This is a genomic window from Ruoffia tabacinasalis, assembly GCF_005864045.1.
In the GTDB taxonomy this organism is placed as follows: Bacteria; Bacillota; Bacilli; order Lactobacillales; family Aerococcaceae; genus Ruoffia; species Ruoffia tabacinasalis.
Genome location: NZ_VBSP01000013.1, coordinates 14712 through 29209 on the forward strand (window position 1 = coordinate 14712; position 14498 = coordinate 29209).

11 protein-coding genes are annotated in these 14498 nt (G+C 37.3%); 1 reads left to right on the plus strand and 10 read right to left on the minus strand.

Annotated features, from left to right (window positions below):
- Positions 1-72: 72 nt before the first annotated feature.
- The 9 genes from gatB to FEZ33_RS05110 all read right to left on the minus strand — a co-directional run bounded on the left by gatB (position 73) and on the right by FEZ33_RS05110 (position 11691).
- The gene (gatB, locus tag FEZ33_RS05070; RefSeq protein WP_138404321.1) at positions 73-1503 is read right to left on the minus strand and encodes an Asp-tRNA(Asn)/Glu-tRNA(Gln) amidotransferase subunit GatB; all 1431 of its coding nucleotides are present in this window, start codon (positions 1501-1503) and stop codon (positions 73-75) included.
- Between the two features lie 12 nt (positions 1504-1515).
- Positions 1516-2973 (minus strand): Asp-tRNA(Asn)/Glu-tRNA(Gln) amidotransferase subunit GatA, encoded by a 1458-nt coding sequence (gene gatA / locus FEZ33_RS05075; protein WP_138404322.1) that lies wholly within the window; start codon positions 2971-2973, stop codon positions 1516-1518.
- Position 2974: 1 nt separating this feature from the next.
- Entirely contained in the window at positions 2975-3271 is a 297-nt protein-coding gene (gatC, locus tag FEZ33_RS05080) for an Asp-tRNA(Asn)/Glu-tRNA(Gln) amidotransferase subunit GatC (protein ID WP_138404323.1), read from the minus strand.
- Positions 3272-3294: 23 nt separating this feature from the next.
- The gene (locus FEZ33_RS05085) at positions 3295-4542 is read right to left on the minus strand and encodes a CamS family sex pheromone protein (protein ID WP_138404324.1); all 1248 of its coding nucleotides are present in this window, start codon (positions 4540-4542) and stop codon (positions 3295-3297) included.
- A 4-nt stretch (positions 4543-4546) separates the two neighbouring features.
- Positions 4547-6571, minus strand: coding sequence for an NAD-dependent DNA ligase LigA (gene ligA, locus FEZ33_RS05090; protein ID WP_138404325.1), 2025 nt, complete (start codon positions 6569-6571; stop codon positions 4547-4549).
- 103 nt (positions 6572-6674) lie between these two features.
- Positions 6675-8999 carry a DNA helicase PcrA gene (gene pcrA / locus FEZ33_RS05095; RefSeq protein ID WP_138404326.1) on the minus strand — a complete coding sequence of 775 codons (2325 nt, stop codon included), beginning with the start codon at positions 8997-8999 and terminating at the stop codon, positions 6675-6677.
- A gap of 213 nt (positions 9000-9212) precedes the next feature.
- On the minus strand, positions 9213-10343 hold the full coding sequence (locus FEZ33_RS05100) for an ATP-grasp domain-containing protein (RefSeq protein ID WP_138404327.1): 1131 nt from the start codon (positions 10341-10343) through the stop codon (positions 9213-9215).
- Between the two features lie 94 nt (positions 10344-10437).
- The gene (locus FEZ33_RS05105; protein WP_138404328.1) at positions 10438-11151 is read right to left on the minus strand and encodes a glycoside hydrolase family 73 protein; all 714 of its coding nucleotides are present in this window, start codon (positions 11149-11151) and stop codon (positions 10438-10440) included.
- 12 nt (positions 11152-11163) lie between these two features.
- The gene (locus tag FEZ33_RS05110; RefSeq protein WP_138404329.1) at positions 11164-11691 is read right to left on the minus strand and encodes a hypothetical protein; all 528 of its coding nucleotides are present in this window, start codon (positions 11689-11691) and stop codon (positions 11164-11166) included.
- Positions 11692-11818: 127 nt separating this feature from the next.
- On the opposite strand from FEZ33_RS05110, the gene FEZ33_RS05115 reads away from it, so the two are divergent.
- Positions 11819-12328, plus strand: a complete 510-nt coding sequence (locus tag FEZ33_RS05115) for an FUSC family protein (protein ID WP_138404330.1) — start codon at positions 11819-11821, stop codon at positions 12326-12328.
- Positions 12329-12401: 73 nt separating this feature from the next.
- Here FEZ33_RS05115 and FEZ33_RS05120 read toward each other — a convergent pair whose 3' ends face one another.
- Positions 12402-14285 carry a serine hydrolase gene (locus tag FEZ33_RS05120; RefSeq protein WP_138404331.1) on the minus strand — a complete coding sequence of 628 codons (1884 nt, stop codon included), beginning with the start codon at positions 14283-14285 and terminating at the stop codon, positions 12402-12404.
- Between the last annotated feature and the right edge of the window lie 213 nt (positions 14286-14498).

Here is a 14498-nt window from a genome sequence, read left to right on the forward strand (position 1 = left end):
TATGAGATAAAATTATTATATGCAAAAAAAGCACCTAAATGCACAAGACATTTAGACGCTTAAAATTTAAAATTACATGTTAGCTAAAGTTTCTAAAATCAGTTTGTTCACAACTTGTGGATTAGCTTTACCACGAGTTTGTTTCATAATTTGTCCAACAAAGAATCCTAAAGCACGATCTTTACCGTTCTTGTAGTCTTCAACTGATCCAGGGTTAGCAGCAATTACTTCGTCAATGAGTGGTTGTAATTTAGCTGGGTCACTAAGTTGAGCCATTCCTTGTTCTTCAACAACTTTATTTGCGTCGCCACCTTTTTCAACAAGGTGTTTGAATAATTTCTTAGCAATTTTACTTGAAATTGTTCCATCAGCAATTAAGTTAATCATTTGTGCTAAGTTTACTGGTGTTAATTCAGTATCTTCTAAAGCGATTTGTTCTTTATTTAAGTGAGCTGAAACTTCACCCATTAACCAGTTAGATACTTGTTTAGGATCTGCACCTTCTTCAATTGTATTATCAAAGAAATCTGACATTACTTTTGTCTGAGTAAGAACCATCGCGTCATATTCTGGTAATTCGTATTCATTAACATAACGTAGACGTCTTTGGTCTGGCATTTCTGGTAATGATTCTTTCACTTCCGCAATCCACTCTTCTGTAATGTAAATTGGCGGAACATCTGGTTCTGGGAAGTAACGGTAATCTGCCGCTCCTTCTTTCGTACGCATTAAGATTGTGTCACCTGTTGTCTCATCATAACGACGTGTTTCTTGCTCAATCACGCCACCACTTCTTAATACATTTGCTTGGCGCACTTCTTCGTGTTCAAGACCTTTACGTACATATGTAAAACTGTTTAAGTTTTTAAGCTCAGTTTTTGTACCAAATTCTTCTTGGCCAAATGGGCGAAGCGAGATATTTGCGTCACAACGTAGTGATCCTTCTTCCATACGAACATCAGAAACTTCAGTAAATAAGATTTTCTCACGAACAGCTTCTAAGTAAGCATACGCTTCTGCTGGTGAATGCATATCTGCCTCAGAAACAATCTCGATTAATGGTGTACCTTGACGGTTTAAGTCAACGTAAGAGAAACCATCTGTTCCGTGAGTGTTTTTACCTGCATCCTCTTCTAAATGGACACGGTTGATACGAATACGACGGCGTTCACCTTCAACTTCGATATCAATATATCCGTTTGTTCCAATCGGTTGTGCATCTTGTGTAATTTGGTAGGCAGCTGGGTTATCGGGGTAGAAATAGTTTTTACGGTCAAAACTCATTTCACGCGCAATTTCACAGTTTAAAGCTAGTGCTGCTTTCATACCGTAATCTACAGCACCTTTATTTAATACTGGTAAGACACCTGGATATCCCCAGTCTTTTTCATTCGTGTTACTATTCGGTTCTGCACCAAAATGAGCTGGTGAAGTACTAAATATTTTCGAGTCAGTCTTTAACTCTACGTGGATTTCTAATCCAATGACAGTTTCAAAATTCATTATATCACCCTCCTAAAATTCCGGTACTTGGTTAACGTAATCATGATTTTTCTCAAAATCATAAGCAACTTGGTAAAGTGTTGATTCATTCATATGTTTACCAATTAATTGTAAGCCAATAGGCATTCCGTTACTATCAAAGCCTGCTGGAACTGACATTGCTGGTAGTCCTGCTAAATTGACAGGAACTGTTAATAAGTCCGATACATACATTTCAACTGGGTCCTCAATACGGCCACCAATCTTGAAGGCAGTACTTGTTGTAACAGGTCCCATAATTAAGTCATATTCGCTAAAGACTTTAATAAAGTCATCAATAATTAATGTTCTAACTTGAGCGGCTTTCTTAAAGTATTTATCAAATGCTCCTGAACTTAAACTGTAAGTTCCTAACATAATACGACGTTTAACCTCGTCACCAAAACCTTCACTACGAGATTGAACATAGATATCTTCAAGTGTTTTCGCAGATTCTGAACGGTAACCATAACGGATTCCGTCAAAACGTTGTAAGTTTGATGATGCTTCTGCAGAAGAAAGGATATAGTAAACATTAATTCCGTAAGGTGTATGTGGTAATGATACTTCGTCAACGATTGCACCTTGAGAAATAAAGTATTCTTTTGCTTTACTAATTGCATCACGAATCTCTTCATTAACTGCTTCAGATTGGTATTCTTTAGGAATCGCAATACGCATGCCTTCAATTGATTGACCAAGTTTTGATCTGTAATCTAATTCAGTATCAGGACGGCTTGTTCCATCAAGTTTATCGAAGCCTGCAATTGCTTCTAATACTAATGCATTGTCTTCAACAGTCGTTGTCATTGGTCCAATTTGGTCTAAACTTGAACCAAAGGCAATCGCGCCGTAACGAGAGACAGAACCGTATGAAGGTTTCATTCCTACAATCCCTGTAAAGGCTGCAGGGTTACGAACACTCCCCCCAGTATCTGTACCAAGACTTGCGGGAACTTGACGAGCAGCAACAGCAGATGATGATCCACCTGATGATCCACCTGGTACACGTTCTAAATCCCAAGGGTTTCTAGAAGTTTTGAAGTAAGATGTCTCAGTTGATCCACCCATCGCAAATTCGTCTAAGTTTAATTTACCAATAATAATAGCTCCAGCTTCTTTTAACTTCTTAATGACTGTCGCATCATAAGTTGGGTTGAAGTTTTCTAACATTTTAGATGAAGCGGTTGTTGTTAAACCTTCAGTAACGATATTATCTTTAATCCCAATTGGCACACCGTTTAATAATGGTGCGTCTTCACCGTACCCTACTTCATCGGCAGCTTTCGCCGCTTCTAAAGCTGCTTCTTTATTTAAAGCTAAGAATGAATTTACTTTCTCATCAGTCTCTTCAATGTAAGCAAAGATTGCTTCCGTTAATTCAACCGCTGTAAAATCGCCATTTCTTAACCCTTCTTGGATTTCAATAATTGTTGTTGGATATTTACTCATATTAAACTTCCCCACTTTCTAAGATGGCTGGTACTTGAATAAAACCACCTTCAGATAATGGTGCGTTTTTAAGTAGTGCTTCTGTTTTATTGCGTTCAATGGCTTTGTCTTCACGTAATACATTGATTAATTGATTACCGTGATACGTTGGTTTAACTCCCTCAGTATCTACTTCTTGTAACTGTTCAACCATATCGATAATACGTCCAAATTCTGGGACAAAGTTATCTAATTCATCGTCTGTATAACTAAGTTTTGATAACTTAGCGACGTGTTTGATTTGATCTTGACTTAACATTCAATTCATCCTTCCTTATCAGTTTATTTTTTGAAAATATGACTTTGATATTGTGTCGCCCCTGCTGGTCGGCCTACGTAGGCTTCTACGCCAGCGTCAGATATGACTTTAATTTCAATGGCTACCCCTTCAGGTAAAGTTCTTTGCGAGACATCGGTAATATGTTGAGTCAACGCTGTAATTTCTGTTTGTTTATAGAACTGTGAAACAATTTCTACATTTAAGGAAGCCAATCCTCCGTCAATGTATAAAGCCTCTCCAGAGATACCATTTAAATTAGGGAAGAAATTAATAATTTCATTATTAAAATTATCAAAATATGCGTATTGATCGCTTTGGTCGCTCGCTTCGATGATTGGTAACGCAATACGATATTCATTGTTTTCTGTCCAGTCAGTCACAGAGTTTCCTTCTCGAGAAATACCATCTAATACATACGTTCCACCGACAACTTCATCGCTTGGAGCTGCTCGGTAAATACCAACGACGATTGGAACTGAACGTAATTCTTCTGTGTTTCTTAGACGCCCGACAATGATATTTGCGAATTGTCTACCACGTTCACGCATTTCACCCACTGAGATTTCTTGTTCGTGGATTACGCCATCAGCATCAGTATATTCATAAGTACTATTCATCGCAAGACCAAGAACAATTCCACCTAAAGCAAAGCCTTCTTCAGTCTCTACCATTAAGTTTTTCTCAGCTACTTGGGATAAATAAATCGGAGTTGATTGCACATTTGTCACGATTTGCTCGTTCTCTTCTGCGCCTTCTTCTGTAACATCTTCTGGGTCATCAGCTGGATCAACGGATTCATCTGAGGCCAGTGATTCCTCTAAACTTGATTGAGTTTCTGCATCTCCTTCCGGTAAGGCTGGATTCAAGCCTTCTGGATTGGTTGCTGACTCTCTTGCTAACCAACTCGTCATCGTTGCTTCATCTATAATTTGCCCTTCTTGCATAAAATACTGTTCAGTTGGAAAGACTTGTTTACTTATGCGAAGTAATCCTTCCTCAAATGCACGAATATTCGCTGCAGAACTTAAATTATTGTTTGAGCTCGCTGATGCACCAATTTGGTATTGACCATCGATTATTACTGCACGATAAAAATCGCTTGATAATTGATTGGTCGTCGTTTGAACCGTTACTTCATCTGGATTAGTTGGCTCATCCTCTTGTGCTTGGGACCTTACTTGCGTCACGCCTCCTGCTAGCATTAAGCAAGCAAGTAGTATAGATACATTCATTCTTATCTTTTTATTCATGTAATTACTCGCTCTCTTTTAATTTTTCTAGAAAAGTTTCTTCGTCCATGATTGCAATTCCAAGGTCTTGTGCTTTTGTCAATTTACTTCCGGCTGATTCACCAGCAACTAAGTAATTTGTATTTTTTGATACACTTCCAGTCACTTTCGCTCCGAGGTTTTCCAATCTTTTTTTGGCTTCCCCACGCGTTAAAGTTTCCATCGAACCTGTAAGGACAACGGTTTGATTTGCAAAGAAGTTATCCTTCAGATCAATCTCCTCAGGCACAACACCTAAGTAGTCTGTGTTGACTCCCGCTTCTTGTAATCTTTGAATCAGTTCGTTCGATTCTTCCATGTCAAAATATTCAACAATCGCTTGACTAATCATGGGTCCGATGCCATCAATGGTCTCAATATCTTCCGTCGATGCTTGCTGAATCGCTTCAATCTTTCTGAATTTTTCAGAAATTAAACGAGCAGCTTTTGATCCGACATGGCGGATACCTAAACCAAAGAGTAATCTTTCTAAAGAGTTACTCTTTGATTCTTCAATCGCATCTTGATATTTTGTTGCGGATTTTTCTTTTGTATTTGGAAGTGTTAAGAAATCTTCTTGCTCTAATGTGTATAAGTCACTTGGATCCGAAACCAATGCTTGATTGATTAAGTGTTCCATAATCTTATCACCTAAACCAGTAATGTTCATCGCATTTCTTGAACTGAAATGAATCATCTTCGCTAACTTCTGCGCTGGACATAAAGGATTCACACATCTTAGGGCAACTTCTTCATTCAACCGTACTAATTCAGCGTCACAGCGTGGACACGTAGTTGGTATCGGTAATGGTTGCGAGTCTTCTGGGCGTTGACTCATAACAACACTCACGATTTCTGGGATAATATCTCCTGCCTTATGAATCTCTACGGTATCTCCAATGCGAACGTCTAAAGCTTCGATTAAATCCACATTATGTAAGGAAGCTCTTTGAACAGTCGAACCAGCTAATTGAACCGGGTCCATCACGGCCGTTGGTGTAACAACGCCCGTTCTTCCCACTGTCCACTCAACTTCATTCAGTTTAGTTTCCGCTATATCTGCTTTGAATTTATAAGCGATCGCCCATCTTGGGGCTTTGACGGTATAACCAAGTTGTTGCTGTAGGGCAACGTCATTGACTTTAATAACGATACCATCAATTTCATATGGTAAATCATGGCGTTCTTCTTCAATTTGATGAATAAAATCCATCACTTCAGTTTGATTTTTGCATAATTTTCGTAATGGGTTTGTTCTAAATCCTAAAAATTGTAATTGCTCGAATAATTCTGCTTGTGACTCTACATCAAAATCATCATTGTATAAAGCACTATATAAGAACATATTCAATCGACGTTTTGATACGGCTTTTGGATCAATTTGTCTTAACCCACCAGCGGCAGCATTACGTGGATTGGCGAATGGTACTTCACCTGTTTCTTCGCGTTCGTCATTCAGTTGCTTAAACACATCTTTTGGCATATAAGCCTCACCACGTACTTCAACGGATACGGGCTCTTTCAACTTCAGTGGTAATGAACGAATGGTGCGAAGGTTTGTCGTAATATCTTCTCCAACCGTTCCATCTCCACGAGTTGCACCTCTAACGAAGGCGCCATTTTCATATGTTAAAGCAATCGCTAAACCGTCGATTTTGCATTCGACCATAAATTCAACTTCTTGCTCGGTTTGGTTTTGTACGCGTTGAATAAATGCTCCAACTTCTTCCTCGTTGAAGGCATTCCCCAAACTATACATTGCTTCGGCGTGTTCAACTTTCGTAAAACCTTCTAATAATTGGTCCCCAATTCTTTGAGTCGGAGAATCAGATGTAATCCATTCTGGATGTGCTTTTTCAAGGTTTTCCAGTTCATTATACATTTGGTCGTATTCTGCATCCGTGATATTTGGTTTGTCTAGCACATAATAATTATATGCGTGATGATTCAGCTCACTTTTTAGCTGCTCGAGTCTTTCTTTTGCCTGTTCTAAATCTTTCGATTGAACCATTTATACCATCACTCCTAAAAAGCCATTTACGTTAATAGCAGTCTTCATTTCTTCGTCAAGTATATCATTCTTTACTGTTTCTATCAGTAAAAACATTCACTCTCTACTCCACTTTGCTTATTGGAGCAAAGGATGCTAGTAATTCTTTAATGCCTTGTGAATCGAAGGCAATACTTAGTAAAGCATTACTTCCAGAACCTTTAACATTAACGACAGTTCCAACTCCCCAAGTACGGTGATCTACTTTATCACCAACTGTATAATTTGTATCTGAATTGTTTGTGACTTTTTTCTTCAATGCTCCAGTTGAACCGCCTTTTGGACGCTGACTTAATAGAACATTTCTAGCCGCTTGGCTTGATCGTTTTCGCCCTTGCTGTCTGGTATTTTGAGAACGGATGACCGTTTGGAAAGATTGACCGACATGCTCAATCAAACTTTGGTCTATCTCAGATACGAATCGACTTGGGGCATTATGTTGATATCTACCATATAATAGTCGGCTTCTAGCTGCTGTTAGGTATAGTTGCTCTTCGGCACGTGTCATTCCAACATATGCGAGTCGTCTCTCTTCCTCTAACTCATCATCGCTTTCTGACGCACGACTTAATGGGAATAAGCCTTCTTCCATACCAACAATGAATACGTAAGGGAATTCTAGTCCTTTAGCTGCATGCATCGTCATTAAGGTAATTTGGTCTACGGTTTCTTCTTCCGACGTATCTGAAACAAGTGATAATTCTGTTAAGAATAAAGTTAAACGAATTCTTGGAGCCTGTGTATCAAGTGGTTCTTCTGTTGCTCCATCTTCTTCATCAGCAAAGTCAGGGTCGGTTTCGATAATATCTTCCAAGTCCATTTGGTCAAACTCTTTTGTAACTGACGCGAACTCGTCTAAGTTTTCTAGACGATTCGTTGCCTCTAAAGTCCCTTCTTCTTGAAGACTTTGCTTGTAATCTGATTGTTCCCAAACTTCTGCGACTAATTCACTTAAAGTTAAGTATTCTGCCTGTTGTCTTAAGCGTTTGATCATATCACTGAAGCGAACAAATTTAGTTTGTAAACTTGCAGATAAATTTGAATTTCCTAGTTGGTCAATAGCTTCAAACCAACCTAAGTTTAAACTTTCAGCAAATTCAGCTAATTTAGCAATACTTGTAGGTCCGATTCCTCGTTTTGGCACATTAACAATACGGTTAAAGCTTAAGTTATCCGCTAAATTATCAATCAGTCTTAAGTACGCTAACGTATCTTGAATTTCTTTACGTGAGTAGAATTTCAAGCCTCCAACAATCTTATACGGTAAGTTAGCTTTTAACAATTGGTCCTCTAAGTTACGTGATTGAGCTTGCGTACGGTAAAGAATGGCGTATTCACTATTCGAACGTTTTTGATCCTCTTTCGTTTCAAAGATTTGTTGAATAACATATCTTGCTTCTTCTGAGTCAGATTCCGCTAAGTAGAATTTAACCTTATTCCCCTGTGCTTTGTCACTCCAAAGTTTTTTGTCTTTACGGTTGATATTTTTTTCAATTACGCTGTTGGCTGCATTTAGTATCGATTGAGTTGAACGGTAATTTTGCTCTAATAAAATCACTTTGGCATCTGGATAATCTTTCTCAAAGTTCATAATATTTTCCATATTTGCTCCACGCCAACCATAAATACTTTGATCAGCATCCCCAACAACACAAATGTTTTTCAGTAAATCCGCTAATGTCTTCACCAATAAGTACTGAGTCTCATTCGTATCCTGGTACTCATCGACGTGAATATATTGAAATTTATTTTGATAGAACAGACGGACATCTTCATTTTCTTGAAGTAGTTTAACAGTTAATAATATTAAATCATTAAAGTCCATCGCATTACTTGTTTTTAGTTTTTGTTGATATAACTTGTAGACATTCGATTGAATATTGCCTAAGTAATCAGTGTTCTCAGCTGCAAAAGCATCAGGCATTTGCCCTTCGTTTTTTGCTGCATCAATCACCCAAAGCATTTCTTTGTAGTTGAATCGTTTGCTATCAAGATTTAATTCTTTTAGCACGCGTTTCATTAATGTTTGTTGCTCACCTTGGTCAATAATCGAAAAGTTTTGTGTATATCCAATTTGAGTGGCTTCTCGACGTAAAATACGTGCACACATCGAGTGAAAAGTGGATACCCAAATTGATGATGCTTCAGGTCCAACTAGTTTCTCAACACGTTCTTTCATCTCATTGGCTGCTTTATTTGTAAAGGTAATCGCCAACACATTCCAAGGTTTTATTTTTTTCTCTTCTAATAAATAAGCAATCCGATGGGTTAATACGCTGGTCTTTCCACTCCCAGCTCCAGCAGCAATTAGTACTGGCCCATCGGTTGTATATACAGCTTCTTGTTGTTTATTATTCAATCGGTTAATACTTTCGATTAACGATGACATATTATGACCTCCAATTTATCTAGTAGGTTGTTCACTCTAAAAAATCATACATAGTAGATTATATCAAAAATCAGTGTATAGTCCTAACAAACATTTGATGATTTTTCTGTGACTGATAGGACTCAACTTTGTCACAAACAATCTAATATTTTTATCGCTTTCATTAAAAAAATACCTCCTTGAGTTTATGGCTCAAGAAGGACATTTAATTTTCTATTCAGTTAATTCTGTAATTTGTATTTGGCGTTCACACTCTGATAATGAATCTCCTGTTACAATGACTTGTCCAATCAAACGTTTAGAGTCATTATTTATTGGATTAAACAAAGCAAAGCCCCAATCTGTTCTTAACATAAGTTGTGTTAAGAGATTCTCTTCATTCAAGACGGTTGCCGGTAAAGCAATCGCTGCTCTACTCTTAAGATGCAATGTTGGTAAAGGCAAGCCTAAAATAGCTCTCGCTGCTGCCTCATAATGAGAAATACTCATAGATCCAATCGTAAACATAGCTTCATCCGATAAACCGATACTTGCTTCGTTTATATAAACAACTCCTGCTGAAGTGATTAACATCTTCAACGTCAATGAACCAACTAAATTTAATAATTCCGCTAATAATTGCGCTAAACGGTTCATCTCAAGTTCTACCGGTTTAGATATTTGTGCTGGGAAACGCACTTGTCTTCCAAGCAGATCTCCTTGTTCACGCACTTCAAATATAGGATAAATTAAAATTTCACCACGTTCGTTACGAATAACTGTCACGCTGGCTTTTTTCTCAGTTGGAATCCATGCCTCTAAAATACATGTGGTCGCTTCTAGTTTTGCACTTGCTTCATCATAATCCTCTTCACCATACAAGATAATATGCTCATTCGCATTATCAACATGCCGTTGAGTTGATTTTAAAATACACGGGAATCCAATATATTCAACTGCTTCTTTTAAATCTGTTAAATTAGTAACCATAGAGAATGGCGCAACCAAACACTTGTTAGAATCTAAATAGGCCTTCTCGATCAGTCGGTCTGTCGTAATGGCAATTAAATCCTCTGATAAAGTTAAATCCGTTTGTGCTGCCAATAATTGAAATTCTCTATTCGATAGAATACCCATTTCAACCGTTACGACATCTACCCGTTCACTAAAATAATTTAAGACTTGCTCATTATATGATTCGGTAACTGTTTGCCACGTCGCAAATTGTCTCACTGGATTATTCTCAGATGTTACCAAACTAGCAACTCGGTAACCTAATTTACCTGCTGCTTGAGCCAAGACAGCTGCAGAAATTGATGAGCCAATAATTCCTAATGTCTCACCTGGATAATGTCTTTGCGCCATCCTGTCTACTCCCTTCAATATTGTATATTTAAATGCACCTATAATAATAACACATCACACAATTTCTAGCACTGATAAATTAGTATTTTTCTAATTAGATTGGTTGATCATATTGATTCAATTCATAAGTTTCAATCATTTCGATAATCTTGTCGGCATAAGTAGGATCAGTTGCGTACCCGGATTCTTGTAATCCATTGGCTTGTTCTACATAGTTATCACCGTTGAGAACCGCTTGATAAAACGTTGGGTCCCAAGAGGTACCCTCATTGATTAGAATGGCATGGCCTTCCATCGAAGCTTCCCAACTCGGATAAACTTTAAATCGGTCGGTAATTTCAACCCATTCATCATCAAAATATTCTAACGTTTGAAAATCTACGCCATCTGGATCAGTGGCGTCCGTTTTGACACCGTAAAGATTATTATACTCTGCCCCAAGCTGACTCCGGCCAAAATCACTTTCTAAAGCTGCTTGAGCCATTGAAACACTGGCTAAGACACCATATTGTCTTTGAAGTCTTTGTGAAATTGGTACAATCGATTCGATAAAGCCGATTCGTTGTTCATAATCAACTTCACGTTGCATCAATTCACCGTGCCTTTGGTTTGCCGTATCAACCCATCGATAAATAACTATCCCACTTAATAAAGTAAAAATTACAAAAAAGATAGATAATATCCCAATCTTTTGTAGAAAATCGGTTTTAAATCGATTCCATGCTTGTTTGTAATTTGTTTTGCGTTTTTTACGTCGAGTGGGACGTTTTTTAAATTTAAATAATTTTCTCTTCTTCTTTTTGGCCATAATGCCTCACTTTTATTCGCTTTCTTGTAACTTCTCACTTTCATCCACAAACCATTGTAAAAGTTTTACCTCGTCATGTCCAATTTGTTGGCGAATAATTCCCGGTAATCTCAATTCAATAATATCATTATAACCCCATAAATTATAATCAACAATCAATTGTAGAATAACCATGTTTGATTTTCTTACACTTTCTTCCGTGTTCTCATCACTCTGATGCCATTCTAAGCGTGCAATCCCATTATTAACCCATTTTTTGGCGATTTGGTATTTTAAGAAATTATACTCTTTGACTGGATTGTTCACAACTTCTGGCATGATTTCTGTGGTTCTTACAACCTTTTGCACAAGCATCCATTCATAATCTGTGAATAATGTCGATAAAATTTGAACATTATCGTATTTAAGACCTTGTTCACCTTTCTTCCAACGATCCCAACTTTGTGGGGAGATACCTAGTTTTTCAGTGTAAAATGCTTTCTCACTCATATACTTTTCACGAATAACCTGAACTACGATTTGAATTAATGCTGGATTCATAATATCACCCTTTACGTGTATTTTTAATTGTATTATACACCCTATACGTGATATATCCAAATGATTTATAGACAAATTTATAATATTTGATACTATTAGGTTTAGAAAAAATCGAAAGGATTCATTGATGGAAGAGAACAAATCATTTAAAGATAGATTGTCGCTCGGTTGGCGAGCAAGAAAAAGTGCTGTCTCAGTTTCTTTAATTATTATCGTATACTCAGTCTTTAATTTAGGACATGCAACTTTGGCCGCTCTATCAGCAGTGTTTGCCATACGTGAGAATATGACAGACACTTATAAATATGCAAAATACCGTATCTTTGGTAACACCATTGGCGTGTTAATTGCTACAACTTTAATTTTTTTAAGACGGAATTTTCCTATACTGAATAATGATATTTATACTTCAGTTTCTGGAGGTTTAGGAGTCCTATTAGTGCTTAATTTTTGCACTTTATTTGGTAATAAGCAAAGTGTTATTAATTCGACGGCAACATTTTTAGTTGTATACTTAGGTACACCTGAAGACACTTGGCTTGTTTATAGTATTAGCCGGATTTTAGATACAGTGTTTGGAACGGGTGTTGCCATTGCTGTGAACCGAACCCTTCCAAACCGTAAACAAGATTCTTAAGACTTGATAACAATACAAAACCGCCTAGGCGTTATCTATATCAGATAATACCTAGGCGGTTTTTAGTATTTAATTAACGGTAATAGTATCTTCCGTCTGATTCATCGAAGAACCATTCAGCTGGTCTAGTTTCTCCAGTTGTTTCGTCATAAACTGTTTCTTCAGGTAAGTTCACGTAAGATCCGATGTTATCAACATATTGATTTGAGTAAGTTCTTCCATCTTCTCCTACTGTACCTGTTTCTGGTGACGATTCATCAACAACATTCACTTGAGATTGAGCCGCTTCTTCAGCAGCTAATGACTCTGCTTCTGCTTGGGCTTGTGCTTCCGCTTCTTCCTCTGCTTGAGCAGCCGCTTCTTCTTCGGCTACTTCTTCTGGTGTTTGCCCAGTTTCAAAGTAAGTCACAATGTCAGAAATAGAAGTTGAAATGGCTGGGACAACCTCTTCAGCACTCGTGAAGTTAGAAGTTAGAATGACAGTAATATAGTAAGTGTCTTCTAATTCAACAATTCCTGCATAGTTTTGTTGTGCAGTGTTTGTATCTGCTGATGCAATTTCATAACGCGTTTGATATCCAGCAATTTGACCTTCAGGATATTTTGTTGTCACTGGCGTGTTTAATAACAATTCTTTAATTGTTGCATCTGCTTCTTCTGATACTAATTCATTGTTTGCTAATTTATTAAGTAATTGAGCAATATCTTGTGCGCTTGTTACTGCACCAGTCACTTGCCCTGATTCTTGCATTGTTAACATTTGTGTTACTCGTGTTGAGAAGTAATTTGATTCATTTAACCATAAGTTAAAGGCGTTTGGTCCACCTGTTTCTTGAATTAAATGATTCATCGCTGACACGTCATTTGCTTCAACGACTGCTGATAATAATTCTTGAATGGTAAATTCTGTACCTTCTTCAGCAGTGGCTACGATTCCTTCGTCATTTTCAGCTACTAAATCAGATGACACTACGACTGGATCTTCAAGTGTTAATTCACCGTCTTCAATCGCATTGAATGTAAAGCCTAAGACAAACCATGAAATTAATGCGTCTGCTTCAACGCTTTGGTCATCATAAACATATGGCACTTCAGCATCTTGCGGGTAAACAACTGCTGATACATCACCAATAGAAGTTAAGTTATCTGTAATCGTTGAGTTAAAGAATTCAGCTTGTTCTGTATCTAATGAAGTTGTCGGTACCTCATAGGAAATACTTTCACTTACACCTAATGATTCAGATTCAACGTTAAGGACTTGTTCTTGAGCATCTGTAGAAAGTACTGCTACAGAAGGATCGTTAAAGCTGATTGTTAGTATTTGGCCATCTTTAACTAATGAATAATCATCTTCTAGTTCTACTGTCTCTCCATTAGCATCAATAGTAAAGTTAAATGTTGTACTATCCACATTATCTAATGACTCATTGAATTCAAGTGCGACATTCGTTAATGGGTATTCATCTAAGTTTACTTCTTGATTCACAATAGATAATTGACCGTCAGCGTTACTTTCTTCTGATTCAGGTGACTCCGTTGATTCTTCAGTTTCACTTGTTGCAGCTGAATCTTCTGTTTCTGATTCAGAATCTTGTGTATCTTCAGAAGGTTCTTCCCCTTCAGATTCCTCAGTAACAGGCGCTTCCGTTACAGGTTCTTCAGGTGTATTTTGAACAACTTCTGTATCAGACGTCTGGAAATAATCTACAACTTGATTAATAATTCGTGGGCCATATAAAAAGGCTAAGAAAACAATAGCTACGGCAAGAACTAATTTAATAATTCCCCATAACACACGACTGAATCCTCCACTAGAACGACGCGGTGTTTCTTGTACTACGTCTTCATTACGTGTTTCTTCTTTTAATTCTGCTACTTCTTGTTTATTGAAGACATGCCCACAATAGGCACATTGATTTTTACTTCTTACGTTTCTACCACAATTTGGACACTGCATTAACTCTACCTCCTAGAAATGTTGTCATTCCTCTTGTGCTTTCTATTGTAGCATAGAATGTGTCAGTTTGTCAGTTACAAACTAGAGGATAAATTCTTTAAACTGTTGTCATTCCATATATATATTAGTTTTGTAACATTCTTCTAACAAGCAAATTATTTTTATTTCAAAATAAAAACTCCCAACGATTCTAAAGTCAATTAACTTAGAATT

Bases quoted from the DNA above. Each gene is read 5' to 3' on its own strand.
- gatB (WP_138404321.1), bottom strand. From the start codon at position 1,503: ATGAATTTTGAAACTGTCATTGGATTAGAAATCCACGTAGAGTTAAAG.
- gatA (WP_138404322.1), bottom strand. From the start codon at position 2,973: ATGAGTAAATATCCAACAACAATTATTGAAATCCAAGAAGGGTTAAGA.
- gatC (WP_138404323.1), bottom strand. From the start codon at position 3,271: ATGTTAAGTCAAGATCAAATCAAACACGTCGCTAAGTTATCAAAACTT.
- FEZ33_RS05085 (WP_138404324.1), bottom strand. From the start codon at position 4,542: ATGAATAAAAAGATAAGAATGAATGTATCTATACTACTTGCTTGCTTA.
- ligA (WP_138404325.1), bottom strand. From the start codon at position 6,571: ATGGTTCAATCGAAAGATTTAGAACAGGCAAAAGAAAGACTCGAGCAG.
- pcrA (WP_138404326.1), bottom strand. From the start codon at position 8,999: ATGTCATCGTTAATCGAAAGTATTAACCGATTGAATAATAAACAACAA.
- FEZ33_RS05100 (WP_138404327.1), bottom strand. From the start codon at position 10,343: ATGGCGCAAAGACATTATCCAGGTGAGACATTAGGAATTATTGGCTCA.
- FEZ33_RS05105 (WP_138404328.1), bottom strand. From the start codon at position 11,151: ATGGCCAAAAAGAAGAAGAGAAAATTATTTAAATTTAAAAAACGTCCC.
- FEZ33_RS05110 (WP_138404329.1), bottom strand. From the start codon at position 11,691: ATGAATCCAGCATTAATTCAAATCGTAGTTCAGGTTATTCGTGAAAAG.
- FEZ33_RS05115 (WP_138404330.1), top strand. From the start codon at position 11,819: ATGGAAGAGAACAAATCATTTAAAGATAGATTGTCGCTCGGTTGGCGA.
- FEZ33_RS05120 (WP_138404331.1), bottom strand. From the start codon at position 14,285: ATGCAGTGTCCAAATTGTGGTAGAAACGTAAGAAGTAAAAATCAATGT.